Annotated in this window: 29 protein-coding genes, 1 tRNA gene and 1 pseudogene; 27 read left to right on the forward strand and 4 right to left on the reverse strand. The window is 42.7% G+C overall.

Features of this window, described 5'->3' with window-relative positions; genetic code table 11:
• Positions 1-182: 182 nt before the first annotated feature.
• The 5 genes from hprK to ACIQXN_RS04935 are packed head-to-tail and all read left to right on the forward strand — an operon-like array spanning position 183 to position 4104.
• The gene (hprK, locus tag ACIQXN_RS04915; protein WP_402962451.1) at positions 183-1118 is read left to right on the forward strand and encodes an HPr(Ser) kinase/phosphatase; all 936 of its coding nucleotides are present in this window, start codon (positions 183-185) and stop codon (positions 1116-1118) included.
• A gap of 28 nt (positions 1119-1146) precedes the next feature.
• The gene (lgt, locus tag ACIQXN_RS04920) at positions 1147-1959 is read left to right on the forward strand and encodes a prolipoprotein diacylglyceryl transferase (protein ID WP_402962456.1); all 813 of its coding nucleotides are present in this window, start codon (positions 1147-1149) and stop codon (positions 1957-1959) included.
• Between the two features lie 27 nt (positions 1960-1986).
• Positions 1987-2931 carry a nucleoside recognition domain-containing protein gene (locus tag ACIQXN_RS04925; RefSeq protein WP_402962460.1) on the forward strand — a complete coding sequence of 315 codons (945 nt, stop codon included), beginning with the start codon at positions 1987-1989 and terminating at the stop codon, positions 2929-2931.
• Positions 2921-3589 carry a pyrophosphatase PpaX gene (gene ppaX / locus ACIQXN_RS04930; RefSeq protein ID WP_402962465.1) on the forward strand — a complete coding sequence of 223 codons (669 nt, stop codon included), beginning with the start codon at positions 2921-2923 and terminating at the stop codon, positions 3587-3589. Before ACIQXN_RS04925 ends, ppaX begins: the two co-directional genes overlap by 11 nt.
• Positions 3586-4104, forward strand: a complete 519-nt coding sequence (locus ACIQXN_RS04935) for an acyltransferase (RefSeq protein WP_402962470.1) — start codon at positions 3586-3588, stop codon at positions 4102-4104. Before ppaX ends, ACIQXN_RS04935 begins: the two co-directional genes overlap by 4 nt.
• 14 nt (positions 4105-4118) lie before the next feature.
• Here ACIQXN_RS04935 and ACIQXN_RS04940 read toward each other — a convergent pair whose 3' ends face one another.
• The 3 genes from ACIQXN_RS04940 to ACIQXN_RS04950 form a co-directional block, all read right to left on the reverse strand.
• Entirely contained in the window at positions 4119-4262 is a 144-nt protein-coding gene (locus ACIQXN_RS04940; protein ID WP_402962475.1) for a hypothetical protein, read from the reverse strand.
• Positions 4263-4327: 65 nt separating this feature from the next.
• A complete protein-coding gene (locus tag ACIQXN_RS04945) occupies positions 4328-4909 on the reverse strand; it encodes a class D sortase (RefSeq protein ID WP_402962480.1) in 582 nt (193 codons plus the stop codon).
• Between the two features lie 37 nt (positions 4910-4946).
• Complete coding sequence (locus tag ACIQXN_RS04950) at positions 4947-5981, reverse strand: processed acidic surface protein (protein ID WP_402962483.1); 1035 nt, start codon at positions 5979-5981, stop codon at positions 4947-4949.
• Positions 5982-6486: 505 nt separating this feature from the next.
• On the opposite strand from ACIQXN_RS04950, the gene ACIQXN_RS04955 reads away from it, so the two are divergent.
• The 15 genes from ACIQXN_RS04955 to ACIQXN_RS05025 all read left to right on the forward strand — a co-directional run bounded on the left by ACIQXN_RS04955 (position 6487) and on the right by ACIQXN_RS05025 (position 19911).
• Positions 6487-7671 carry an ATP phosphoribosyltransferase regulatory subunit gene (locus ACIQXN_RS04955; RefSeq protein ID WP_402963341.1) on the forward strand — a complete coding sequence of 395 codons (1185 nt, stop codon included), beginning with the start codon at positions 6487-6489 and terminating at the stop codon, positions 7669-7671.
• The gene (gene hisG / locus ACIQXN_RS04960; protein WP_402962486.1) at positions 7664-8296 is read left to right on the forward strand and encodes an ATP phosphoribosyltransferase; all 633 of its coding nucleotides are present in this window, start codon (positions 7664-7666) and stop codon (positions 8294-8296) included. Before ACIQXN_RS04955 ends, hisG begins: the two co-directional genes overlap by 8 nt.
• 25 nt (positions 8297-8321) lie before the next feature.
• Positions 8322-9602, forward strand: coding sequence for a histidinol dehydrogenase (hisD, locus tag ACIQXN_RS04965; protein WP_402962489.1), 1281 nt, complete (start codon positions 8322-8324; stop codon positions 9600-9602).
• Positions 9603-9709: 107 nt separating this feature from the next.
• Entirely contained in the window at positions 9710-10297 is a 588-nt protein-coding gene (hisB, locus tag ACIQXN_RS04970; RefSeq protein ID WP_402962492.1) for an imidazoleglycerol-phosphate dehydratase HisB, read from the forward strand.
• Positions 10298-10930 carry an imidazole glycerol phosphate synthase subunit HisH gene (gene hisH, locus ACIQXN_RS04975; RefSeq protein WP_402962495.1) on the forward strand — a complete coding sequence of 211 codons (633 nt, stop codon included), beginning with the start codon at positions 10298-10300 and terminating at the stop codon, positions 10928-10930.
• Complete coding sequence (hisA, locus tag ACIQXN_RS04980; protein ID WP_402962498.1) at positions 10927-11661, forward strand: 1-(5-phosphoribosyl)-5-[(5-phosphoribosylamino)methylideneamino]imidazole-4-carboxamide isomerase; 735 nt, start codon at positions 10927-10929, stop codon at positions 11659-11661. Before hisH ends, hisA begins: the two co-directional genes overlap by 4 nt.
• A complete protein-coding gene (hisF, locus tag ACIQXN_RS04985; RefSeq protein WP_402962501.1) occupies positions 11662-12420 on the forward strand; it encodes an imidazole glycerol phosphate synthase subunit HisF in 759 nt (252 codons plus the stop codon).
• Positions 12417-13073, forward strand: coding sequence for a bifunctional phosphoribosyl-AMP cyclohydrolase/phosphoribosyl-ATP diphosphatase HisIE (gene hisIE, locus ACIQXN_RS04990; RefSeq protein ID WP_402962504.1), 657 nt, complete (start codon positions 12417-12419; stop codon positions 13071-13073). Before hisF ends, hisIE begins: the two co-directional genes overlap by 4 nt.
• Before the next feature lie 166 nt (positions 13074-13239).
• Positions 13240-14742, forward strand: coding sequence for a tetratricopeptide repeat protein (locus ACIQXN_RS04995; RefSeq protein ID WP_402962507.1), 1503 nt, complete (start codon positions 13240-13242; stop codon positions 14740-14742).
• Between the two features lie 100 nt (positions 14743-14842).
• Positions 14843-15793 carry a thioredoxin-disulfide reductase gene (gene trxB / locus ACIQXN_RS05000; RefSeq protein WP_402963344.1) on the forward strand — a complete coding sequence of 317 codons (951 nt, stop codon included), beginning with the start codon at positions 14843-14845 and terminating at the stop codon, positions 15791-15793.
• Between the two features lie 446 nt (positions 15794-16239).
• Entirely contained in the window at positions 16240-16698 is a 459-nt protein-coding gene (locus ACIQXN_RS05005; RefSeq protein ID WP_402962510.1) for an NUDIX hydrolase, read from the forward strand.
• A 45-nt stretch (positions 16699-16743) separates the two neighbouring features.
• Entirely contained in the window at positions 16744-17643 is a 900-nt protein-coding gene (gene rapZ / locus ACIQXN_RS05010) for an RNase adapter RapZ (protein WP_402962513.1), read from the forward strand.
• Complete coding sequence (locus tag ACIQXN_RS05015; protein ID WP_402962515.1) at positions 17633-18613, forward strand: gluconeogenesis factor YvcK family protein; 981 nt, start codon at positions 17633-17635, stop codon at positions 18611-18613. The genes rapZ and ACIQXN_RS05015 overlap by 11 nt, the downstream gene beginning before the upstream one ends.
• A gap of 66 nt (positions 18614-18679) precedes the next feature.
• On the forward strand, positions 18680-19633 hold the full coding sequence (whiA, locus tag ACIQXN_RS05020; protein ID WP_402962518.1) for a DNA-binding protein WhiA: 954 nt from the start codon (positions 18680-18682) through the stop codon (positions 19631-19633).
• Positions 19634-19653: 20 nt separating this feature from the next.
• Entirely contained in the window at positions 19654-19911 is a 258-nt protein-coding gene (locus ACIQXN_RS05025) for an HPr family phosphocarrier protein (RefSeq protein WP_402962521.1), read from the forward strand.
• An 80-nt stretch (positions 19912-19991) separates the two neighbouring features.
• On the opposite strand, the pseudogene clpP reads toward ACIQXN_RS05025, so the two are convergent.
• Positions 19992-20606 (reverse strand): annotated as a pseudogene (clpP, locus tag ACIQXN_RS05030) (ATP-dependent Clp endopeptidase proteolytic subunit ClpP); the annotation flags it as partial.
• Between the two features lie 300 nt (positions 20607-20906).
• Here clpP and ACIQXN_RS05035 point away from each other — a divergent pair.
• The 7 genes from ACIQXN_RS05035 (at position 20907) to ACIQXN_RS05065 (ending at position 26771) form a co-directional block, all read left to right on the forward strand.
• Positions 20907-20978 (forward strand) — tRNA-Arg (locus ACIQXN_RS05035).
• 186 nt (positions 20979-21164) lie between these two features.
• Entirely contained in the window at positions 21165-21308 is a 144-nt protein-coding gene (locus ACIQXN_RS05040; RefSeq protein WP_402962524.1) for a hypothetical protein, read from the forward strand.
• Between the two features lie 264 nt (positions 21309-21572).
• Entirely contained in the window at positions 21573-22913 is a 1341-nt protein-coding gene (gene rpoN / locus ACIQXN_RS05045) for an RNA polymerase factor sigma-54 (RefSeq protein WP_402962527.1), read from the forward strand.
• A 14-nt stretch (positions 22914-22927) separates the two neighbouring features.
• Positions 22928-23170, forward strand: a complete 243-nt coding sequence (locus ACIQXN_RS05050) for a glutaredoxin family protein (protein WP_402962530.1) — start codon at positions 22928-22930, stop codon at positions 23168-23170.
• A gap of 139 nt (positions 23171-23309) precedes the next feature.
• Positions 23310-24347, forward strand: coding sequence for a sugar-binding transcriptional regulator (locus ACIQXN_RS05055; protein WP_402962533.1), 1038 nt, complete (start codon positions 23310-23312; stop codon positions 24345-24347).
• Between the two features lie 32 nt (positions 24348-24379).
• The gene (gap, locus tag ACIQXN_RS05060) at positions 24380-25387 is read left to right on the forward strand and encodes a type I glyceraldehyde-3-phosphate dehydrogenase (RefSeq protein WP_402962536.1); all 1008 of its coding nucleotides are present in this window, start codon (positions 24380-24382) and stop codon (positions 25385-25387) included.
• A gap of 199 nt (positions 25388-25586) precedes the next feature.
• Positions 25587-26771 (forward strand): phosphoglycerate kinase, encoded by a 1185-nt coding sequence (locus ACIQXN_RS05065; protein WP_402962539.1) that lies wholly within the window; start codon positions 25587-25589, stop codon positions 26769-26771.
• The last annotated feature ends 44 nt before the right edge of the window (positions 26772-26815 follow it).

A 26815-nucleotide genomic window follows, 5' to 3' on the forward strand; every position in this document is an offset into this window, starting at 1 on the left:
GATCTTCCCTTCCTTTCGAAATACTCTATCCATTATTATAATCAAGTGAGAAAGGTTGAAAGTAGCTTCTGATTGGAAAAAAGAATAAATTGAATATGCGTTGTTTGGTTATTTACAGAATAATGCTAAAATGAAAAAGTATCGCTAAAAATAAGCATCACTCCAAAAAGGAGGAAAGATATATGGCAAAAGTACGTACTAAGGATGTTGTCGAAGCACTCGATCTTGAACTTATCAGTGGTGAGGAAGGTATTAACCGGCCAATCGTTACGAGTGATTTATCTCGACCTGGGTTAGAAATTGCCGGATTTTTTGATTATTATCCAGCAGATCGTTTACAACTTCTGGGTATGACGGAAATGTCCTTTTTTAACCGGCTGAATGAAGCAGACCGAGTCCAGCGAATGGAAGAACTATGTAGAGACTATACACCGGGAATCATCGTTACTCGTGGTCAGGAAGTGCCTATCGAGTTGATCGAAGCATCCGAGCGAGAGTCCGTTCCTGTGATGAGGTCTTCGATGAAAACAACAAGGCTATTTAGCCGTCTGACTAACTTTCTCGAAAGTAAATTAGCTCCCACCACAGCGATTCATGGTGTGTTGGTGGATATATATGGGTTGGGTGTGTTGATTACTGGAAAAAGCGGGGTCGGTAAAAGCGAGACAGCACTTGAACTGGTTAAACGTGGACATCGCCTTGTCGCCGATGATTGTGTCGAAATCCGCCAGGAAGATCAGGATACGCTCGTCGGGAATGCCCCGGACTTAATCGAGCACCTGCTTGAAATCAGGGGTCTTGGCATCATCAATGTCATGACATTATTCGGGGCTGGTGCGGTTCGGAGTAATAAGAAAATTTCCATCGTTATTAATCTTGAACTTTGGGAAAAGAATAAGCAATATGACCGAGTCGGTCTCGATGAAGAGACAATGAAAATCATTGATACGGAGGTTACGAAAATCACCGTTCCTGTTCGCCCAGGTCGAAATTTAGCTGTCATCATTGAAGTGGCGGCCATGAATTACCGATTAAAACGCATGGGTGTAAACGCCGCAGAACAGTTTTCAGATCGTCTGAATAATGCTATTGCCGATTCGGACAATGATGAATTTTAAGTAAAGTTATAGGAAAAGAGGAGACAAAATGGAGCAAGGAATACAACCATTAAACCCGATTGCGATTGAACTTGGATCCCTCCAGATACATTGGTATGGGCTGATTATCGGCTTCGGCGTATTATTGGGTCTTATCATTGCCTTAAGGGAATCGGAACGCCGGGGACTTGATAAGGAAATATTTACGGATTTGATTCTGTTTGCAGTGCCAATCGCAATCATCTGCGCACGTATTTATTATGTCATCTTCCAATGGGATTATTATTCACAAAATCCTGGGGATATCATTAAGATATGGAATGGCGGAATTGCCATCCACGGAGCGTTAATCGGTTCCGTATTAACGGCCATTATCTTTGCCAGGATAAAGAACGTTTCATTTTGGAAGCTAGTGGATATTGCTGCACCGAGTTTGTTACTAGGTCAGGCCATTGGCCGTTGGGGTAATTTCATGAATCAGGAAGCGCACGGTGGGGAAGTAACGAGAGCCTTCTTGGAAAACTTACATCTTCCTGAGTTCATTATTAATCAAATGTACATAAATGGTACGTATTATCATCCGACTTTTTTATACGAATCGGTATGGAACATTGTCGGTGTGATTATTCTCCTGTTATTACGTAAAGTGAATATGCGCAGGGGAGAGCTATTCTTAACTTATGTTCTATGGTATTCAATCGGTCGATTTTTCGTTGAACGGCTACGGACAGATAGCTTGATGCTAACGGAATCCCTTCGGATTGCCCAAGTGATTTCCATTGTCTTAGTGATTGTGGCTGTCGCTTTGATCCTTTATAGGAGATTTCGTGGTCAGGCTGATAAGCGATATTTAGATGCATAGAGAATATGTGTAAAAGGAGAGGGCGTAGTGATAGTAGATTCCGTTAAAAAGGGGCTTCTTTCTGGTTTAAATACAACTTGGACATTGGGGAAAGTGATTTTTCCGGTTACATTAATTGTGACGGTGCTTCAATATACACCCGTATTACCTTGGATGATTGACCTGATAGCGCCCCTGATGAATCTAATCGGCCTCCCTGGGGATGCAGCGATTCCCCTTGTCCTGGGGAACTTCTTGAATTTATATGCAGCGATTGCAGGAATCTTGACGCTCGATCTCACTGTAAAAGAAGTCTTTATCATTGCCGTGATGTTATCTTTTTCACATAATTTATTTATTGAATCAGGGGTAGCCATGAAAACAGGTGTGAAGCTGTGGGTCATTTTGACCGTCCGAATCGGTCTTGCCTTAATGTCTGCTGTCATCATCAATCTCGTTTGGCAGGGCGGAGGGGAAATGGCCCAAGGTTTTGTGGTTCAAGAGGCGACTGAGATCGTTGGGGCAGGTGCGATCCTTTTACATGGAATCACAAAAGCCTTTATCGGAATTGGACAGTTGGCACTCATCGTCATTCCCCTCATGGTCGTCGTTCAAATCATGAAAGATTTAAAATGGTTGGAGGCCTTTTCACGGGCGCTCGCTCCATTCATGAGGATATTGGGGATGAAGCCCAATACCTCGATGCCATTTGTAGCTGGGCTTACGCTCGGCCTTGCCTATGGTGCAGGTGTGATGATCCAGGCTGCTAAGGAAGACAATGTTTCGAAGAAGGATATGACACTCGCGTTCATCTTTTTGGTAGCTTGCCATGCCGTGATCGAAGATACATTAATTTTTATCCCACTGGGGATTCCGGTTTTGCCATTATTACTAATCAGGCTGGTCACAGCCATTGTCCTAACGATGGCAGTCGCTTATATATGGAATCGATATGACAGTGTACAGAGGAAGGATGCCGCATATGAACAGTAAAATAACAACACTATTATTTGACCTGGATGGAACGTTGATCAATACGAATGAATTAATCATCGCTTCATTTACGGAAACGTTGAACCATTATTATCCCGGACAATTCAAGCGGGAGGACATCATCCCATTCATAGGTCCGACGTTGGTTGATACGTTTTCATCAATCGACCCGGACCGCGCGGATGAAATGATTGCCTACTATCGGGCACATAATTGGAAAAATCATGATACACTCGTGACCCAGTTTGATGGGGTATTCGAAACGGTTCAAACGTTGAAACGGAGCGGTTATAAACTGGCGGTCGTGACGACGAAAAAACGCGATATAGTCGAAAGAGGATTGCGTTTAAGCAAACTGGATCAGTTCTTTGAAGTTGTGGTCACTCTGGATGAAGTGAAACATGCGAAACCTGATCCGGAGCCGCTATTAAAAGCCTTAAAGCAGCTCAATTCGGTTCCCGAGGAGGCCATCATGATCGGAGACAGCCATCATGATATTCTTGGCGGGAAAAATACTGGCACCAAAACGGCTGGTGTCGCATGGTCGATAAAAGGCCGTGAGTTCTTGGAGAGCTTTCATCCGGATTTTATGCTCGAGAACATGTCCGATTTATTGGATATTGTGGAGGTTGAAAAGCTTGAAGAGGTAAAAGGATGAGACGGACGACCCGCTTTCCAGTGGAAGGGGCCAATTCACTTTGGCAGGTGTACAAAACCGTTCCATTCTGGAAAGTCGTGAAGAATTTCATTGTGATTCAGCTAGCAAGATATACACCGTTTTTAGGCATGAAAAATTGGCTGTACCGGACTTTTTTGCAGATGAAAGTAGGGAAGCATACCTCATTCGCCTTGATGGTCATGCCGGATGTGATGTTTCCTGAAAAGATTTCAGTGGGACGGAATACCGTGATTGGCTATAATACGACGATACTTGCACATGAATATTTGATTAATGAATATCGGTTGGGGGAAGTCGTCATTGGAAATGAAGTGCTGATTGGAGCCAATTCCACCGTTCTTCCGGGACTTACCATCGGTGATGGGGCGATTGTTTCAGCGGGGACGCTGGTCCATAAGGATGTTCCCGAAGGAGCTTTTGTCGGAGGGAATCCGATGCAGGTGATATATACGAAAGAAGAAATGCTGCTGCGTGAACAGCAAACTTCTTTATAAGAAAAAGGGCTTGCTCAATGAGTAAGCCCTTTTAGTTGGGACAAATCTTTTTTCAGTTGATCGATGACCTCTGCAATCGATAGATCCTCTGTTTTCGATGTAACTTCATATGTGTTTCTTACGATTTGATAGAACTTTTCCTGCGCCTGTTTATCCATAACGCACTCGTCCTCCTACTCTCTTATAATGGAGAGAGGGCTGCAAAAGGATGCAGCCCTCATGTTTAATTGTCCATTTCCGATTTCAGTAAATCTGCAATCAATACATACCGCTCAGGTGCACTACCAATATATGAAAAAGGATAACAGGTTGTTACAGTCAGGGTGGCTTTTGGCTTGGGTACAATCACGGTCCGATCATCAGCGTCGACGATTCGGACTTTCCTCACTTTATAGGTGAACGTGCCAGCTTCGGTCTTCGTAACAAGCAAGTCGCCCTCACCAACGTCACCTAGCTTCCGGAAAACCGTGTCACGATGGCCGGATAAGACGGAATTATCCTTTTCACCAGGCAGAACCGAACCGGCGTAATGCCCGACACCCTTTTCAAGCTCATCTTCATCTGTTCCATGGTAAATCGGTAAAGTCGCCTCGAGCTTGGGGATATACAGCTCACCTATCAGGTCGCCCGTTTTTGGCCTTTTATCATATAGCTGATCATTGGGTGGAGCCTTTTTTTCTTTGTGGGTGGTCGCTATCTCAGCGGTATCGGGCTTGTCCCATTTATAAAGGGCATACCCTTTTAACAAGGTAAAAGCATTCGTCGTCGTAAAATAGAAACCTACAATGAGAAGGCAGGAAGCCACAGTGAGAAGCCACTTTTTCTTATGCTTGGGTTTCATTTTATTTTACGAGCAACGCTTTCCTGAAAAACCTAAATGCAAGGGCGATCATCACTAAACCGATTAACGTTCCAAAAAGGTAATTGCCGGCAGTCTTAGGTAGCATGGCTCCTTTTTCCGTTTTATGTGTAGGTTTTTCTTTTTTTACCTCTGCCACTTTGGTTATGACCTCCGTAGATTGCTTAAGGTCATTTCCCGTTTCTTTTACTAAATTTGAACCGATCATTTCCCCAGTCAATTTAAAATCAAGCAAGAGGTTACCGCTTAAGTCATAGATGGAGACTAACAAACTAGCATTCGTTAAATCCTCAAGCCTGAATAGCGATTCAAGAGAAAGGGTGGATGTCGTACCTTCATGAATTAAAGAAAACTTGAACTGGATTTGTAACAAGTTTTGCAATTGATCATAGATCGAAAGCAATTCGGCAACTTGTCCGGCGGATAGTTCGTCTATGGTATCGAAATACTCCAATTGCTCCATTTTATCGGCAATCGTCATCATGCGATCTTCAAAAGCAGGATCTTCAACGATGGGTAACAAATGGTTCATAAGACGCTCGAGTTCTTCCTCTGTCAGGTCAATCTCAGTAAATAGGTCATCCATTAAATCAATGAAATCCTCGTCTGCATAGTCCATATCTGCTTCTAAATCTAAATCGATGATATCTTCAATATCGTAAATGAAGTGGAAGGTATCAAGAATGGTATCTCCTTCTTCCAATTCCCCGTAATCCACTAATAAGTTCGTAAGTTCTTCTTCGGTCATCTCATATTCATTAAGTAGCTCCTGCAAACTTTCAGGAGTGGCAGCCGGGCCGCATGTATCCCGCAGGTCTTCTACTGACTCAAAATCTGCCATTGTTAAATCGTAGTATTCCAAGTAATCTATCAGCTCATCTTGGGTCATTCTTATCTCAGCAAGATAGGTATTCAGCTCATCTTGATTGATTTTCGTTGCAGCAAACCCTTTATTCCCGCCAAAACCTAGCGAAAAGATGATTACACATACAATGAAAAATGAAAAAATTCTTTTCAAACTCATTTCCCCCTAAAAAGTTAAAATACACCTAAACCACTAAAAATTATAAGACCTCCAGACCAAAAGATATACAACAATAATGATAAATGAACAAAGATAGTATAAAAGGACTGGGAAATAGGGTCTGACCCCTACTAGTTTATCCCAAAACCTTTGAGGCTGTAAGCTTCAGGAAGTTTTGTGGAGTTTGGGAAATGGGGTCTGACCCCATTCGGAGCCTTTTTTCATTGACGTCTGGTTGGGGCAGGAGTAAACTAGTAATAACTTCATCTTGTTACCATATTAGCGAACTAAAGTAATTTGATAGATTATTTTGATTATTCGTAGGTTTATGTTCGTTTTTTTGATAGTATTTTACATGTGGCCCATCGTGGGGTTTTAAGATTGTTATATAGGAAAGATATAGGTATATACACATTTATATATGCTTGGTCCTGATTTTGATTAGAAGGGTCAAATGGAAATACATACATTACCGAATATTCCGAAAGGATGTGGAGCCTTGACTAAGCCATTTATGTTTGAGAAACCGTTAGGGATGAGAGATACGTTACCGATGCTGTACGAAACGAAAGTATCGGTTCGAAATAAGATGAGTGATGAAATCAAGAAGTGGGGATATCAATTTATTGAGACACCTGCTTTGGAATATTATGAAACGATTGGGGAAGCATCGGCCATTTTGGATCAGCAGTTATTTAAATTGCTAGACTCTCAGGGGCATACGCTTGTGCTTCGCCCGGATATGACGGCTCCCATTGCACGGGTGGCGGCTTCGAAATTGCTTAAACAGCAAATCCCGCTCCGTCTCGCATATTCCGCGAATGTATATCGTGCCCAGCAACGTGAAGGCGGCCGACCAGCCGAGTTTGAACAAATCGGCATTGAGTGTATTGGAAACAAATCCATCAGCGCAGATGCAGAAATGATCGCGTTACTTGCGGATGTCCTGAAGGCAGCTGGGCTCAAGGAGTTCAAAATCTCTATCGGTCATATCGGATTCTTACAAGAGTTTTTCTTGAGTATCCTCGGTACGGAAGAAAGAGCCTCTAGATTAAGGAAGTTGTTATATGAGAAGAACTATGTTGGTTTCCGTGAACATGTAAAATCACTTCCGCTTTCTTCTATTGATAAACAACGGCTCATCCAATTCATTTCTTTAAGGGGAAGCGAAGGCACTCTGTCAAAAGCGATGGAGTTGCTTGAGAATGGTAAAGGACAAGATTCGCTTGATGAACTCAAGGAACTGGCTGTACAGCTGAAGGAATTCGGTGTGGAACAGTATGTGAACCTTGATTTAACATTAGTCAGTCATATGAGTTATTACACAGGCACTCTGTTTGAAGTGTATGCAGATCAAGTCGGATCGCCTATTGGTAATGGTGGACGCTATGATAACTTACTAGAAAAGTTCGGCTGGGACGCTTCTGCCACTGGTTTTGCGATTCGTGTCGATCGTCTTGCGGAAGCGCTTGGGGAACCTAAGCAGCTTGTTGCACCGGAATGTATTTTGTTCAGCCCGGAACGCCGGCCGGAAGCACTTGATTTTGCGAAATCGAAACGATCAGAAGGTAAAAGAATTACGATTCAAGATATTACGGTCGTGCAAAATGTCGACGCATTTACGAGGACTTTTTCTGACGTGCATTTATTTGTGGGGAATGGAGGGAATGGACAAGATGAGTAATAGCTTTTTAACAATTGCGATGCCTAAAGGGAGAATTTTTGAAGAAGCGGCAGAGCTATTAAGAAAGGCCGACTTTCGTCTACCTCCTGAGTTTGATGATTCCCGCAAGTTAATCATTGAAGTGGAAGAGGAAAATCTTCGGTTCATTTTAGCAAAGCCGATGGATGTCGTGACGTATGTGGAACATGGAGTCGCAGACATTGGGATTGCGGGTAAAGACGTTATGTTAGAGGAAGAACGTGATGTATACGAGTTGCTTGATTTGAAAATCAGTGCCTGCTACTTAGCAGTTGCCGGTCTGCCTGGTACGAAAATCAGCTCATTCGCCCCTAAAATTGCCAGCAAATATCCGAATGTGGCCGCAAGTTATTTCCGCCAACAAGGCGAGCAGGTCGAAATAATCAAACTGAATGGTTCGATTGAATTAGCACCACTAATTGGCTTGGCGGAACGAATCGTGGATATCGTTTCAACTGGTCAAACGTTGAAGGAAAACGGTTTGGTCGAATATGCGAAAATTGCGGATGTGACTTCAAGGTTGGTGGCGAATCCTGTCAGTTACCGAATTAAAGAAGCACGGATCACGGAAATTGTCGATCGGTTAGCTGAAATTATAGAACAATAAAAAGGAACGTTTATGAGGTGAATACATGAAAATTTCAAGGTTTGCAGAAGGGATTTCCTTGAAGCGTTCGGTTGATTCAGGTACTGCCGATCAACGAAAAGCAGTACAGGATATCATTTATGCTGTGAGGAAACATGGTGATGAAGCATTACGCGCTTATACAGAACGCTTTGACGGAGTCCGTCTTGAGAAATTTCTAGTGACCGAGCAGGAACTCGAAGCAGCGACTGCAGAGTTAACTATAGAACAGATAGCGATTATTCAGGAAGCAGCCTATAATATCAGAATGTTTCACGAGAAACAAATTCGCAATTCCTGGATGACAACCGATGAAAATGGAACGATGCTTGGTCAAAAAATGACGCCACTTGATGCGGTGGGCGTTTATGTCCCTGGTGGCACGGCTGCCTATCCCTCATCTGTTCTGATGAATGTCATGCCTGCTAAAGTGGCGGGGGTGAAACGCATCGTAATGACTTCCCCGCCTGGAAAAGACGGCAAATTGGCACCAGCGGTCCTAGCCGCTGCGAAAATTGCCGGCGTGACGGAAATATACAAGGTCGGAGGAGCTCAGGCTATTGCGGCTCTTGCTTATGGAACGGAAACGATTGTGAATGTCGATAAAATTGTAGGGCCAGGTAATATTTATGTGGCATTGGCGAAGCGGGAAGTATTCGGGGACGTGGCCATCGATATGATTGCCGGACCTAGTGAAATAGCGGTGCTTGCTGACGATTCGGCAATTGCTTCCGAAGTGGCAGCTGATTTGTTATCACAGGCAGAACATGATGCTCGTGCTTGCAGTGTACTCGTGACAACATCAACGGTACTGGCAACAGACGTAGCAGCTGAAGTAGAGAAGCAGGTGGCTTTACTTCCGCGTCGGGAAATCGCTGAAGCATCGATTAAGGATTATGGACGAATTGTTGTTTGTGAGAATATGGACGAGGCCATTGGTGCCATAAATGAACTGGCACCGGAGCATTTGGAAATCATGACTCGCGATGCTCTTGAAGTGATGGCAAAAATCCGTCACGCCGGGGCGATCTTTATTGGGCGCTTTAGTTCGGAGCCTGTCGGGGATTATTTTGCAGGCCCGAATCATGTCTTGCCTACGAACGGGACAGCTCGTTTCTCCAGTCCGCTTAATGTTGACGATTTCCAAAAGAAATCGAGCATCATCATGTACAGCGAAACGGCCTTCCGCCAAAATGCCGCGAAAATTACCGCATTTGCCCGAATGGAAGGACTCGAAGCCCACGCACGCGCCATCGAATCCCGTGGTGTGCACGATCTTGGGAAATAGGGTCTGACCCCTAAATAAATCATTGAAAGTATTGATATATAAGTGTTTTCAAAGAGTTTGCGAACTTGGGAAATGGGGTCTGACCCCCGATTTGAGGAGGATTTGTTATGGAGCGTTTTGCTAGTGTGGAGCGGAAGACGAATGAGACGGATATTAGTTTGAAGTTTGGTGTGGATGGGGAAGGTGTTTCGTCGATTGAGACGGGTGTTCCGTTTATGACGCATATGCTTGATTTGTTCACGAAGCACGGGAAGTTTGATCTTACTGTGGATGCGAAGGGCGATACAGAGGTAGATGATCATCATACAACTGAAGATATCGGCATTTGCTTAGGGCAGACGTTATTGGAAGCCCTGGGGGACAAGCGTGGCATCAAGCGTTATGGAAATGCCTTCGTACCGATGGATGAGGCTCTTGCACAGGTTGTCATCGATTTAAGTAATCGACCGCATCTTGAGTTCCGTGCGGAATTTCCTTCACAAAAGGTAGGCACATTCGATACGGAATTGGTGCACGAGTTTCTATGGAAATTCGCACTGGAAGCAAGGATGAATCTGCATGTCGTCGTTCATTATGGCCACAATACGCATCATATGATCGAGGCCATCTTTAAAGCGCTCGGGCGTGCATTGGATGAAGCGACATCCATCGATCCACGAGAAAAAGGGATTCCTTCGACGAAAGGAATGTTGTAAATGATTGGTATCGTCGATTACGGAATGGGGAATTTATTTTCCGTCAGCAAGGGGCTAGAGCGTCTTGAAGCAGACTCATTCATTTCCGATGACCCTGCCGAGCTGGCCAAAGCGACAGGCATTATCCTACCTGGCGTCGGTTCTTTCAGAGATGCGATGAGTCTCTTGGAAAAACAAAACCTTGATGAGTTCTTGAAACAATACGTAGCCGACGGCGGATTTTTACTGGGGATATGCCTTGGCATGCAGCTTCTATTTGATGAAAGTGAAGAGAAGGGGCCCGCAAAGGGTCTTTCCCTCATTCCTGGTAAAGTCGTTCGTTTTACGGGTGTGGATGCTAACGAACAAACATATAAAGTACCCCAGATGGGCTGGAACCAACTAAGATTTAAACACTCATCGCCATTAATCGACGGTCTTGCAGAGGAGCATGTGTACTTCGTTCATTCCTATTATGCAGATACCGATGAATCCTATATGATCGCTTCAACAACTTATGATGTGGAAGTACCGGCAATCGTTGGAAAAGGCAATGTTTTTGGGATGCAGTTTCATCCTGAGAAAAGCGGGCAGATGGGCATGTCACTCTTGAAAAATTACTTGTCGTTAGTGGAAGGGAAGGATAAAGCATGAGCAATTTTACGATTTACCCGGCGATTGACATGCGCGACGGAAAATGCGTCCGCTTAATCCAAGGAGACTATAATCAGGAAACGATTTATGGGAATTCTCCCTTTGATATGGCAAAAAGCTTTGCTGATCAAGGAGCAGAGTGGATACATATGGTCGATTTGGACGGGGCCAAAGAAGGTGTGCGCATCAATGACTCATACGTGATCAAAGCGGCGAAAGAGTTGGGGGCACGTGTGCAAATCGGCGGCGGGATCCGGACAGAGCAGGATATTGCCCATTATCTCGAAAACGGGATAGAGAGAGTCATCCTTGGCAGTACGGCTGTTTCCAATCCTGAGTTCACAAAAGATATGATCAGAAAATACGGCAAACATATCGCGATTGGAATCGATGCGAAAGATGGGAAGGTTGCCACACATGGTTGGTTACAAACCTCGGAAACACGGGCAATCGACCTCGGGAAGATTCTTGCTGACGCCGGAGCGGAAACGTTTATCGTGACAGATATCGCGACAGACGGCATGCTTTCCGGACCAAATGTCGATGGGATTGTCGCGATGGCTAAAGCTACCGGAAAGAATGTGATTGCTTCAGGCGGTATCAGTTCTCTTGATGACCTTATCAAACTCCAAGAATATGAGGCCCAAGGGGTGGCCGGGGCAATCATCGGGAAAGCCATTTATACGAATCGCTTTACGGTTAAGGAAGCGCTAGAAAAGGTGCGTGGTTAAATGCTGACAAAACGGATAATTCCTTGTTTGGATGTAAAAGACGGGCGTGTCGTGAAGGGGATACAATTTGTTTCCTTGAGAGACGCTGGTGACCCCGTCGAACTTGCTGCCTTTTACGACCAGGAAGGGGCCGATGAACTGGTTTTCCTTGATATTTCCGCCTCTCACGAAGGACGGGAAACCATTGTCGATGTCGTTCAAAGTGTGGCGGGTAGCCTTGCCATTCCCTTTACCGTTGGTGGTGGGATAAACTCACTTGCAGACATGAAAAAGATTTTACGCGCAGGAGCAGATAAAGTGTCCTTAAATACGGCCGCGGTCCTGCGACCTGACTTGATCAACGAAGGTTCCGGTTATTTTGGCGCCCAATGCATCGTCATAGCCATTGATGCGAGATATGATGAAGCGCTTGGTTCTTGGCGTGTATATACACATGGTGGCCGTAAACCAACAGAGTGGGAAGTCATTGATTGGGCGAAGGAAGCGGTAAGCCGTGGTGCCGGTGAAATCTTATTGACTAGCATGGATTGTGATGGCGAGAAGCAAGGGTTTAACATCGCCTTAACGAAAGCGGTATCTGAAGCTGTTTCGGTTCCAGTTATCGCCTCGGGTGGAGCCGGGAACGCAGAGCATTTCCAGGTTGTATTTGAAGAAGGAAAAGCGGACGCGGCATTGGCGGCTTCGATTTTCCATTATAAAGAAACATCAGTCAAAGAAGTCAAAACGTTTCTCAAACAACAAGGAGTGGTTGTACGATGAATTTTGATACGATTAAATATGACGAAAAAGGTCTTATTCCGGCGATTATCCAGGACGCAGGAACAGGCGAAGTCTTGACACTCGCCTATATGAACAAAGAATCCCTGAATCTATCCATTGCAAAAGGGGAGACCGTATTCTTCAGTCGTTCTCGCAAGAAGCTTTGGCATAAAGGGGAAACGAGCGGAAATACACAAAAAATCGTCGAAATCAAATATGACTGCGACCAAGATGCTTTAGTCGTTAAGGTTATTCCCGCAGGGCCTGCATGCCATACTGGTGCAACTAGCTGCTTCGGCACAACGATTTATAAAGATGAAGAAGCGAAGCAATCCGAACCTACGAACGTGAATTTCTTGACGGAATTGGAAGGGTTGATTGCGGAGCGAAAAGCTGAAATGCCTGAAGGTTCTTATACGACCTACTTATTTGAAAAAGGCGTTGATAAAATCCTGAAAAAAGTGGGGGAAGAATCAGCTGAAGTCATCATTGCGGCCAAAAACCGCGATGCAAAAGAACTTTCGATGGAAAGTGCAGATCTTCTATATCACTTATTCGTCCTGCTTCAAGAACAGGAATTGCCTTTCCAGGCCGTTCTTGATGTATTGAAGGCTAGGCATTCCGTAAAAGATGAACCCAAATTAAAGGCTTAAGCCAGTTTACTGCCCTCCTACTTTGGAGGGTGTTTTTTTATAACTGACCATCTACCAGAATGAGAAAAAAGGAGGAAGACTCATTTCCATATTCTTGAATCGTTCGGCAAAAATCCTTCCATATGATATAATACTATAGTTAATCAACTTGTAGATGGAGGATTACATGAGTAAAGACTCTAAATATAGCCAACAGGCAAAGATTCTAACCTTTCACCCAACTGGTGAGTATTACTTCACCAAGGGTTTAAAAGCATATCATAGACATGAATTACCTAAATCAAAAAAATACTTGGAACGTGCCCTGGAACTTGAGCCCGCTGAACCGATGATAGCCTGTCAATTGGCGATTACCTGTTCAGAAATCGGCGAATACAATTATTCCAATAACCTTCTAGAAAATATCTTGGATGTAATGGATCCTTATATGTCGGAATGCCATTACTTCCTAGCCAATAATTATGCCCATCTAGGCATGTTCAAGGAAGCGTATCGCCACGCGAGTGCGTACCTTGATAAAGAGGAAGACGGGGAGTTCAGCGACGATGCTGAGGATCTTCTTGAACTAATTACCTTTGAGTCCGATGATTCAGGGGAAAACCCATTTAAGCATGATGGCCTTATTGCGAAACAGGAAAAAGCCCGAGAATATCTGGAAGCAGGCGACTTTCCTAGAGCGATCGAAGTGTTAAAAGAAACGATTGCCGAATACGAGGATTATTGGTCAGCATACAATAATCTAGCACTCGCCTATTTTTACCTCGGTCAGGTAGAGGAAGCTTTCAGCACATTGGATGAGGTGCTGGATAAAAGCCCAGGAAACCTGCATGCGCTTTGTAACCTTGTCGTTTTTCACCATTATCAGCAGGATGATGAACATGTGGAGGAACTTGTCTCGATGCTCGAAAAGATTCGTCCCATGTTATCTGAACATCGCTTCAAACTTGGCGCTACCTTTGCGTTAATCGGAAACTATGCCTCTGCATATAAATGGTTGAATGCGCTACAGAAGCAAGGGTTCGAAGGTGACGGTACGTTCTACTATTGGCTGACGATATCGGCTTATCACCTTGGACATGAACAAGCGGCCAGAAAAGCGTGGAAAAGGGTCGTGGAGATGAATCCGGAAAAAGAGGGCATGGAGCCTTGGGGAGATATGAATGCTACCTCAGAAGGATTTGAACATCATCTTCCTTCCATTATAAAACGGCTTGAGAGTGAATTTATCGAAGAAAGATTGTTTGCTATTTTCCTATTAAAGCATTCCGTGCATAAGCAGAAGCTTTTAAAAAACCAGGTGTTCACCATGAAGCAGAACTTCACTGAATGGGAAAAGGATTATGCCGATTTGGTTCAGGAACCTAATAAAGACCGTCAACAAACAGCGATTGGTTTTGCCGATCGGACGGCCGAATTATTATATCAGCACTTCCAGCCTATCCAATTAAATGAGGCCGGCCTCTATTTAATGTGGTTTTCTGTCTTCGTCGAGGCGTCTCATAAAGAGCAAAAGCTTAACAATCCAGCAGGCTGGGCCGCTGCGGTCGAATATGTATGGAATAAACTTAAAAACGAAAAGACGAGTAAACAGGCCATCGCGGATAAGTACTTCATTTCGGTTTCCACTTTATCGAAGTATGTAAAACTTGTTCAAAACCTTTTGGAATGAGCAAATACTTGGACGAAAAATTATTTGTTATATAGGATAATAGGTAGGGAACACTAACGGCAGTGAATGTTCCATTTGTTATGGAATATGGAGGAGTGAGATTATGTCTGAAAAAATTTATGACGTTGTGATTATCGGAGCTGGTCCTGCAGGGATGACGGCTGCTGTCTATACATCACGGGCGAACCTTTCAACATTGATGTTAGAACGCGGAGTGCCAGGTGGCCAGATGGCCAACACGGAGGAAGTCGAAAACTACCCAGGATTCGACACCATCCTTGGACCTGAGCTTTCAACAAAAATGTTTGACCATGCTAAAAAATTCGGGGCAGAGTATGCTTACGGAGACGTTAAGGAAATCATTGATGGAGAAGAGTACAAAACCATCAAAGCTGGCTCTAAGGAATTCAAGGCCCGTTCCATCATCATTTCTTCAGGAGCGGAATACAAGAAAATCGGCGTACCAGGTGAAAAAGAACTAGGTGGCCGAGGTGTATCTTATTGTGCGGTTTGTGATGGGGCTTTCTTTAAAGAGAAAGAACTGTTCGTCATCGGTGGAGGAGACTCTGCGGTTGAAGAAGGGGTCTACTTAACTCGCTTCGCTTCTAAAGTGACGATCGTTCATAGACGTGACGAGCTTCGTGCACAGAAAATCCTTCAAGACCGTGCGTTTGCTAATGAAAAAATCGATTTCATCTGGAATCACACCTTGAAACAAATCAATGAAGACGGTGGAAAAGTCGGTAGTGTCACATTAGTTTCCACGGCTACCGGAGAAGAAAAAGAGCTGAAGGCAGATGGTGTATTCATCTATATCGGCATGCTTCCTTTAACGAAGCCTTTTGAGGACTTAGGCATTTTAAATGCGACAGGTTATATCGAAACGAATGACGTGATGCAAACACGGGTTCCTGGCATTTTTGCGGCTGGAGACGTTCGTGAAAAAACATTGCGCCAAATCGTAACGGCTACAGGCGATGGTAGTATTGCTGCGCAATCCGTTCAGCACTATGTGGAAGAACTAAAAGAGAAGTTACAAATTAAAGCGTAACGGCTTATACAAAAATTTACACTTCGTCATTGGGTTTTAACGAGGCTGTAACATCCATGCAATAAAGATTGGGTATAGTAAGGGTAGTATTGACCCCCTTTATTATATAAACGTTGGGCACAGAGAAATCTGTGTCTTTTTTTGTCTGGAATAAAGAGGGAAACCCGGAGAGTGAGTAGGAAATCAAGTGTAGGAATGAATATTCAACCAAACCAGGAAGTTTCATTTATTGTTAGCTTATTTCAAAAATAGTATAATGATAAGATATACTACACATAGTTTAATCATAGAGGTAAAATGTAAAATTCAGCTTGTTTGTACTATAAAGCATTTGTAAATCGCCAAATGGATGTCTAGCGGTGGTTTAAGAATAACAACGGACTCTCTTCAGGAATCAGAGGGGAAGTTTCTATAGTCGAGCATAGGCCAATTTGAGGTGAAGAACAGTGCAACGTGTCACAAACTGTGTATTAGTAAAGGACAACCAAATCCTTTTGTTAAAAAAACCAAGACGTGGTTGGTGGGTTGCTCCCGGAGGCAAGATGGAGCCAGGAGAATCAGTCCGGGATGCCTGTATCAGGGAATATCGTGAAGAGACGGGCGTTTACTTGAAAAACCCGACCATTAAAGGGATTTTCACCTTTATTATGAAGGATGGAGACAAAGTGTTGTCCGAATGGATGATGTTTACCTTTTTTGCGACCGATTCCGATGGTGTCAATGTGGATGTTTGTGAAGAAGGGGAGCTTTTTTGGCACCCTATTGAAGATATTAAGAAACTGGACATGGCCGAAGGGGATTATCATATTCTAGATTATATGGTTCAAGGAAGTGGAGTGATCTACGGCACCTTTACCTATACACCGGAATTCAAGCTACTTTCCTATCGACTTGATCCAGGTTAATCCTTATTTTATAAAAAGAAGATAACTAATCAAGGGGGCGAAAACATGAGTGTTGGGCAGATAAATGATACGCAATTGGTCGTCATAACCGGAATGTCAGGAGCGGGAAAGACGGTGGCAGTTCAAAGTTTTGAGGACCTCGGATTTTTTTGCGTCGATAATTTGCCGCCCGCTTTATTACCAAAGTTCTTGGAGTTAATGAAGGACTCCGGAAATAAGATGAATAAAGTAGCCCTAGTCATGGACTTAAGGGGTAGGGAGTTTTTCGATTCCTTATTTCTTGCCTTGGATAACTTAACGGAGACCTCATGGGTATCGCCTAGGATCCTCTTTCTTGAGGCGGATGATGAAGCATTGGTCCGTCGCTATAAAGAGACGAGGAGAACCCATCCGTTGGCTCCATTGGATCGGCCATTAGAAGGCATTAAATTGGAACGTGAGCTTTTGGATGAATTAAAAGGAAGGGCTCAGTTGATCTTTAATACGTCCAAGCTGAAACCAAGGGAATTAAGAGAAAAAATCGCCACGGAGTTTTCGAAGAATAAACAGGTTGGATTTTCTGTGAATGTCATGTCTTTCGGCTTCAAACATGGATTGCCAATTGATGCTGACCTTGTGTTTGACGTGCGTTTTCTACCTAACCCATACTATATTGATCAAATGAGACCAAAGACCGGCTTGGATGAGGAAGTATCAAGTTACGTTTTAAAATGGAGCGAGACACAAAAGTTCCTGGAAAAGTTGACGGATCTGCTTAGCTTCATGCTTCCATACTATAAGCGTGAAGGAAAAGCGCAGCTGGTAATCGCAATCGGATGTACGGGAGGTCAGCACCGTTCCGTTGCCTTGACCGAATACATTTCGAATTATTTCCAAAAGAGCTATACGGTTCATGTGTCCCATCGTGATATCGAAAAGAGTAAGGGGAAAATAGATGCCAGATAAAGAGAGACAACCTAGAGTGGTAATCATTGGAGGGGGAACGGGCCTTCCAGTCCTACTGAGGGGGTTGAAGAAGTATCCAGTAGATATAACGGCTATTGTGACAGTTGCCGATGATGGCGGTAGCTCTGGCCGCCTCAGGGAGGATATGCATATCCCTGCCCCAGGTGACATCCGTAATGTCCTGGCTGCACTTTCGGATGTAGAACCTCTTGTCGAGCAAATGTTTCAGCATCGTTTCCAAAGTAAAAATGAATTGTCCGGTCATTCGTTGGGGAATTTAATCCTTGCGGCCATGACCTCATTGACGGGGGACTTTGTCCATGCCATCCAGGAAATGAGTAAATTCCTGAATGTCCGTGGTAAAGTCCTTCCTGCTGCGAACCAAAGTGTGGTCCTTCATGCTGAAATGGAAGATGGTACGATTGTAACGGGAGAATCGAAAATCCCCTTGTCAGGAAAGAAAATAAAAAGAGTATTTCTGTCTCCTCAACAAATAAAGCCGCTCAGTGAAACGATCCAGGCCATCAAGCAAGCCGACCTTATTGTCATCGGGCCAGGAAGTTTATACACGAGCATCCTTCCGAATTTACTTGTACCAGGTATTGGGAAAGAAATAGCCCGCTCCAAAGCAAAGAAGGTGTATATCTGCAACTTAATGACCCAAGCAGGGGAAACACTGGATTATAGTGCGAGCGACCATATAAAAGCAATATATGATCATATGGGAAATGCCTACATAGATCGGATTCTTGTCAATGCGGAAGCCATACCAATCGGAATTCAGGAACGTTATCAAGCGGAATATGCTAAGCCGGTTGTGTATGATGTCGAGAGTTTAAAGAGAATGGGCCTAGAAATCATACAGGGGCACATTTTCAGCTATGAGGATGATGTCATCCGCCATGACACGAAAAAGGTAGCGGATTTACTATATAACATGCTTATACACGAAAGTCATATAGCTCCTTAAATATAGGTGGAGACTGTCTTTTGACTAAAAAATAGATGACCTATGTTCGATTGGGGGGTGAAATGAATGTCTTTTGCTTCAGAAACAAAGAAAGAATTGACTACATTGGAAGGTAAGGATTGCTGCGTGAAAGCCGAATTATGTGCCCTTATTCGGATGAACGGATCCCTTTCATTTTCCAACCGTAAGCTTGTTGTGGATATTCAGACGGAAAATGCAGCGATCGCTAGACGGATATATATGCTCCTGAAAAAAAGCTATGAAGTCCAGGTCGAGCTACTCGTTCGTAAAAAGATGAAACTCAAAAAGAATAATGTGTATATCGTAAGGATGTCAGCAGGCGGCCAGCGGATTTTAACCGATTTAGAAATTTTGGGAGAAGGCTTTGAAATTCTTCATGCTATATCCGATAATATAGTGGGGAAGAAATGTTGCAAGCGTTCATATATAAGAGGTGCCTTCCTCGCAGGAGGTTCGGTCAATAATCCGGAAACGTCTTCCTATCACCTCGAGATTTTCTCGCTTTATAAGGAGCATAACGATGCCTTATGTGAATTGATGAATAAGTTTGACTTGAAGGCGAAGACGCTTGAAAGAAAAAAAGGATATATCATTTATTTAAAAGAAGCCGAGAAAATTGCCGAGTTTTTAAGCATTGTGGGAGCGCATTCAGCATTACTAAGGTTCGAGGATGTACGAATTGTGCGGGATATGCGTAACTCCGTCAATCGGCTTGTAAATTGTGAAACTGCCAATCTGAATAAAACGATTGGAGCTTCACTGCGACAGGTCGAGAATATCCATTATATCGAAGATACAGTAGGACTAAGTATTTTACCGGATAAGTTGCGGGAAATAGCCGAACTGCGGATTGCATATCAAGATATTACTCTGAAGGAACTGGGTGAAATGGTTTCTGGAGGAACTATTAGTAAATCAGGCATTAATCACAGGCTACGAAAAATTGATGAAATAGCTGATAGACTCCGTGGGGGAGAAGCTATTTCTGCGAAAAAATAAGGTGTAATGGAGAGATCAAGATGGTGGAAAAACAAATAGAAGTAAAACTAAAGACAGGTTTACAAGCCCGCCCGGCAGCTCTTTTCGTTCAAGAGGCTAATCGTTTTCAATCAGACGTTTTCCTTGAAAAAGACGGAAAAAAAGTGAATGCCAAAAGTATTATGGGTTTGATGAGCCTAGCTGTTAGTTCTGGTGTATCCATCAAGCTTATCGTAGACGGGCGCGACGAACAGGAAGCAATTGAAGCGTTGGAAGAATTCGTACAGCAAGAAGGATAAAAAATGGGGATGCCTAAAGTAGCATCCCTTTTTTGATATAGAAAAACGGACTCAAATGAATGAGTCCGTTCGTTTTATCATTAAGATTCTTTCTTTTCGTCAAGGTGGCTACGCGTGATGACTTTGTCAATTAAGCCGTATTCAAGAGCTCTTTCAGAAGTCATGAAGTTATCACGTTCTGTATCTCTTTGAAGGACTTCTAGCGGTTGACCAGTACGTTCCGCTAAAATTTGGTTCAATTTATCTTTCAAGTGAAGGATACGACGGGCTGCAATTTCAATTTCTGTTGCTTGACCTTGAGCGCCTCCAAGTGGTTGGTGAATCATGACTTCACTGTTAGGAAGTGCAAAACGTTTGCCCTTCTCACCAGCAGCCAATAGGAATGCACCCATTGAAGCAGCCATACCGATACATACAGTAGAGACATTAGGCTTGATATATTGCATCGTATCATAAATCGCCATACCGGAAGTGATGCTTCCACCTGGGCTGTTAATGTAAAGTGTAATGTCTTTTTCAGGATTTTCAGCTTCTAAGAATAGTAATTGAGCAACAATAGAATTGGATACATTGTCGTCGATTGCACTTCCAAGCATGATGATCCGGTCTTTTAAAAGACGAGAGTAGATATCGTAGGCACGCTCCCCACGACTTGTTTGTTCGATAACTGTAGGAATTAAATTCATGTTCATTTCCTCCTTCGATTGAGAGAATCATTTAAATTTCTTTATGTATGTATGATACACTTTTTGGTCAATTAAGGTCAAACAAAACAAACCCTATATTTGATTATTCGTTCGACAATTTACAATGAATGCTCCTTTCAACTTATATTTAATTTGATTTATGCCGTCCAGGGATGAATTTCCACTTTATCCATACTACCCATATTTCGATGTTTTAAACGTGAATGCTCTTGCAAACAAACGGTTTATATCATATAATGGAGTCTGTTGAAAAAATACTTTAAGCTCGATTAATCGACTTCCTATTCCGCCCTCGTAGTGCAACGGATAGAACGCAAGCCTCCGAAGCTTGAAATGCAGGTTCGATTCCTGCCGAGGGCATTACTGTTTACTGTCCCTACGCTTTTCATAGCGTGGGGGCTTTTTTTATTACGATGCTTTAAAGGAATGCTTATATAGCAGGTTAGCATTACACCAATAAAGTAATCCGGTTTATATCAGTAAAATAAGGTATAGTATATGTAATGAATGGATTTTCTTTAAAGACAAGAAAAGTAGGTGAACAAAGTGGGGAAATATCAATTGGATTACAAAAGCCAGGTAGCTGTGACAAAGTTTCATGAAAAACAGAAGCCGGCCAAATTTGATAAAAAGCAACATCTTGAAAAATTGCGTGCGGAATATTTGAAAAAGAAGCAAGCAGATAAATAATAAGAATGAAAACATTCCGACACTCTTTTGTCGGAAACTGCAATCTCCTGCATATAGTAGGAGATTTTTTTTACTTGAAGATAACCTCAATTTCTTTTTGAATCTCCCGATATTGAATAATTTGGTTCCCATATAAGTAGTCGTTAAGGGCTCTGCCTGAGCATATAGTGTATAAATAAGAACATTCTATTGAGTAAGCGTTTTCAGTTTTTAGTGTAGTATTATCTCCTAATCATGTAAAATGGAATGGGGAGGGATGGATCAATGAGCATGAACATGAACGCAGGTCTTTTTCAACAGCAAACATTAAAAATGGCTATGACCCAGGAATTAATGCAGGCTATTACGTTGTTGCAGTATTCGACACAAGAGCTTACCGCCTTTTTAGAAAATAAAATGGAGGAAAACCCACTAATATCCCTGGAACAACCAGTTTCTGCCTTATTTCAACCTACCTACGATCGTAAAAAAGGGAAACAACATATAAAAAATACGTATGATTCGAATGATTGGATCGAACAATTGAGTGGTGAAGATACGCTCTCGCTTGAACAGCATATCATGTCACAAGTAAATCACCAGCATGTATCCGCTGAACATCAAAAAGCGATGTTGTTCCTGATCCATAATCTTGATGAAAATGGGTATTTACGAATCGATTTGGATGATATTTGTGAACCTGGCATGTCTTCTACCATTTTAAAAGAAAGTTTAGACGTATTACAACAGGTAGAACCACATGGTCTTGCGGCAAGGAATCTGCAAGAATGCCTTCTTCTTCAGGTGAAAGCAGAAGGGGTGAATCGATTAGCGGAATGTATCCTTGAAAATTATTTTCCTGAGTTTGTCGAAAAACGCTGGAAGGATTTGAGTAAAAAGATTGGTGTTTCACTGAAAGAAATTCAGCAAGTGCTTGATTATGTCCAGACATTGAACCCAAGGCCCGGCTCCCTCTTTTTTCAGGAAAAGCCCTCCTATATCGTACCGGATGTAGTTGTCGAAGTAGTCAACGGAACTCTGCTGGTAGGGAATTATGAAGGGAATTCGCCCAATCTTCATGTGGATAAAGGGTATATGAACCAGATGAAGAGTTATAAAGACCATGGGGTGCAACGTTTTATTCAGGACAAGTGGCAGGAGTTCCAGTGGATTTCAAAGGGGATACAACAACGTAAGGAAACCATTTTAAAGGTTATGCAAACAATTGTCGAAAAGCAGCCTTTCTGTTTTCTTCATGGTTTACATTATTTAAAGCCGATGACGATGAAAGAAATAGCGGACGAACTCGGCATCCATGAGTCCACTGTGAGCCGGGCTGTGAAAGGGAAGTATGTACAAACTTCATTTGGTACATTGGAAATGCGAATATTTTTTACCACTTCATTGCAATCGGTTGGCCATGTGGAGGATATCTCAGGGATGCAGGCGAAAAAAAATCTGCAGGTTGCCATCCAAAATGAAAATAAACAGAAGCCGCTCTCCGATCAAGACTTAGTTGTATGGTTAAAAGAGGAGAAGGGAATCATTTTGGCTCGGCGAACGGTAGCCAAATATCGGGAACAATTGGGCATTCCCGCTTCATCTAAACGAAAAAGGTATGATTGAAAAGGATGAGTATGATGGAAAAGGACACTTTGATTTTGTACAGCAGGGTACAGTGCCCGCTGTGTGTAAAGGCGAAACAGATTCTGGAAGAATTAAAAAAGGAATCTGAGTTAACATATAAAGAAATTGATATTCATTCTGATGATGTTTTAGTTGAAAAGTACGGGCTGATGATTCCAGTCATTGAAATGGGTGGAAGAATTATTCAGTATGGAAACGTTGATATATCAACGCTTAGAAGTGTTTTGGTAAAATAATCTATCAAATTGTTTGAAGAAACATTCTTTTCCTGCTATTATAAGTTTTGTAGCAGGAATATTTTTTTATTTTAAGCGGGACACAAAATGACTATGTGGGACATAATATGTCCATATAGATCTTTTAGGAGATTTAACCATGCGCACACTACTCGAGGTACAAAGAAAATTATTGCCTGATTTCCTTACGGTTATGCAAAAAAGGTATGATATCCTGCGTCATATCAAAATGTTACAGCCCGTGGGAAGGCGAAGTTTGGCTGTGAGCCTTAATTTGACTGAGCGGATCCTTAGAAGTGAAATTGACTTTCTAAAAGGTCAGAACCTTATCAATATATTTAGTTCTGGCATGATGCTTTCTGAAGAAGGGATTGAAGTCCTGGAAAAATTGGAAGGAATAATGCGAGAGGTAATGGGTATAGACCTAATGGAGCGGCAATTGCAGGAAATGTTGCAAGTTGACGAAGTCATCATCGTTTCAGGGAACTGTGAAGAGTCTCCTTGGGTGAAAAAAGAGTTAGGAAAAGCCTGCGCAATCCGGATGAAACGGGAATGGAAAACGAAGAATACCATAGCCGTTACTGGCGGATCGACAATGGCTGAAGTAGCTAATTCACTATCGCCAGATGAAGCATCGATGCAGTTGACATTTGTTCCAGCCCGAGGTGGACTAGGTGAAGCCACGCAAATCCAGGCGAATACGATCGTGGAAAAGATGGCCCATAAAGCTCGTGCATCTTACCGGGTACTGTATGTTCCCGATCAATTGAGCGATGAGTCCTATACTTCTATCATGAAGGAACCTGCGATGAAAGAAGTCATCACGAAAATCAAATCTGCCGATATGATTATCCATGGTATAGGTGACGCTCTAGCGATGGCTAAGAGAAGAAATACGTCATCAGATATGTTAAAAAAGCTGATTGATGGAAATGCTGTAGGTGAAGCATTTGGTTATTATTACGATGAAAATGGAACTGTTGTCCATAAAGTTTTGACCGTTGGCATTCAATTAGAAGACCTTAGCCCTGAAAAGCGAGTGATAACTGTTGCTGGCGGGAAGACTAAAGTAAAGGCAATCCGTTCCTATATGAAAGGCGCTCCTTCATCGACGGTTTTAATTACGGATGAAGCGGCAGCATTAGAGTTAATTCAGGGATATCATACCCTTAAATAAAATATTTTCGAACTTAAGAGGAGGAATTTTTCATGACAGTAAAAGTAGGTATTAATGGTTTTGGACGTATTGGACGTAACGTATTCCGTGCAGCATTAAAAAATCCAGAGGTAGACATCGTAGCGATTAACGATTTAACTGACGCTAATATGTTGGCACACCTTCTGCAATATGACTCAATTCATGGTTCACTACAAGAAAAAGTTACAGTTGATGGGGATTTCTTAGTAGTTGATGGACATAAAGTTAAAGTATTGGCTGAGCGCGATCCAGCACAATTAGGATGGGGAGAACTTGGCGTAGAAGTTGTTGTTGAGTCAACTGGCCGTTTCACAAAACGTGCTGATGCAGCTAAACATTTAGAAGCTGGTGCGAAAAAAGTAATCATCTCCGCTCCTGCATCTGACGAAGATATTACAATCGTAATGGGTGTAAATGAAGACAAATACGATGCAGCAAACCATCATGTCATTTCAAATGCATCTTGTACGACTAACTGCTTAGCTCCTTTCGCTAAAGTCCTTCAAGAGCAATTTGGTATCAAACGTGGAATGATGACGACTGTTCACTCATACACAAATGATCAACAAATTCTTGATTTACCTCATAAAGACTACCGTCGTGCTCGTGCGGCTGCTGAAAATATCATTCCGACAACTACGGGTGCAGCTAAAGCTGTAGCACTTGTTCTTCCTGAGTTAAAAGGGAAATTGAATGGTATGGCTATGCGTGTTCCTACACCGAACGTTTCAGTAGTGGATTTAGTTGCTGAACTTGAAAAAGACGTAACCGCTGAAGAAGTAAACGCAGCATTCAAAAAAGCATCTGAAGGCGAACTAAAAGGAATCCTGGAATACAGTGAACTTCCACTAGTATCTGGTGACTATAATGGAAACCCATCTTCTTCTACGATTGATGCTCTTTCTACAATGGTCATGGAAGGAAACATGGTAAAAGTATTATCTTGGTATGATAATGAAACAGGTTATTCTAACCGTGTTGTAGACTTGATCGATTACCTTGCTAAAAAAGGTCTGTAATTCGCTTGAAAATTAAATTATAAAAAAAATCTCACGAAGGTGAGGTTTTTTTTATAATGATATTACGTGAAAGACTTCAACTTGTTTTTGGATAAATATCCGTATACAGACTATAATGGAAAAGAGAAAAAAGGGAGTTGGGAATTGGTCGTCTCCCTTTTAAAAATAAAGTAACCATATCTAAGGAGGTTCTTGGATTATGAATAAAAAGTCGGTTAAAGATATTGAATTAAAAGGTAAACGCGTGTTTTGTCGGGTGGATTTCAACGTTCCGATGCAGGACGGAAAGATTTCGGATGATACGAGAATCAAAGCGGCATTACCAACCATCACATATTTGATTGAACAAGGAGCTAAAGTTATCTTAGCCAGTCACCTTGGTCGTCCTAAGGGACAGGTCGTAGAGGAATTGCGCTTGGCTCCTGTTGCTGAGAGATTAAGTCAGCTAATAGGTAAAGACGTACAAAAGGCTGATGAAGCACATGGCGAGGACGTACAATCAATCATTAAAGAATTAAATGATGGCGAAATCCTGTTGTTGGAAAACGTACGCTTTTACCCTGGGGAAGAGAAGAATGACCCAGAATTAGCGAAGGAATTTGCGAAACTTGCGGATGTTTATGTAAATGATGCATTTGGAGCCGCTCACCGTGCCCATGCGTCTACGGAAGGCATTGCCCACCATCTTCCAGCCGTTGCCGGATTATTAATGGAAAAAGAACTTTCGGTCCTAGGTAAATCCTTATCTGAACCGGAGCGTCCTTTTACAGCAATCATTGGTGGAGCGAAAGTGAAAGATAAAATCGGCGTCATCGAAAATCTTTTAGAAAAAGTGGATCATTTGATCATAGGTGGCGGATTGGGTTATACCTTCATTAAAGCCCAAGGTCACGAAATCGGAACTTCTTTATTGGAAGAAGATAAGATTGAACTGGCCAAATCATTCATTGAAAGTGCGAAGGAAAAAGGCGTTAAACTGCACTTACCGATTGATGCGGTCGTGACAGCGGAATTTTCTCCTGATGCAGAAACGGAAGTTGTCGATATCGATTCAATCCCAAGTGATAAAATGAGCCTGGATATCGGACCTAAAACGAGCAAACTATTTGCTGATGTCATTAAAGGATCTAAATTGGTCATTTGGAACGGACCAATGGGGGTATTTGAATTCGATAAATTCGCGAATGGAACAAGAACGGTTGCTGAAGCCTTAGCAGATGCAAAAGATACATACAGCATCGTCGGAGGCGGTGATTCAGCTGCAGCGGCGGAGAAATTCGGTCTTGCTGATAAAATGTCCCACATTTCTACTGGCGGCGGAGCCTCTCTTGAATTCATGGAAGGCAAGGAACTACCTGGGGTCGTGGCATTGAACGATAAATAAGAAGTGACAATCCGAGAAATACAACTTTAGAAGGGATGGAGATT

Origin of the sequence: Peribacillus sp. NPDC097295, assembly GCF_044761665.1 — a bacterium.
Taxonomy (GTDB): Bacteria; Bacillota; Bacilli; order Bacillales; family DSM-1321; genus Peribacillus.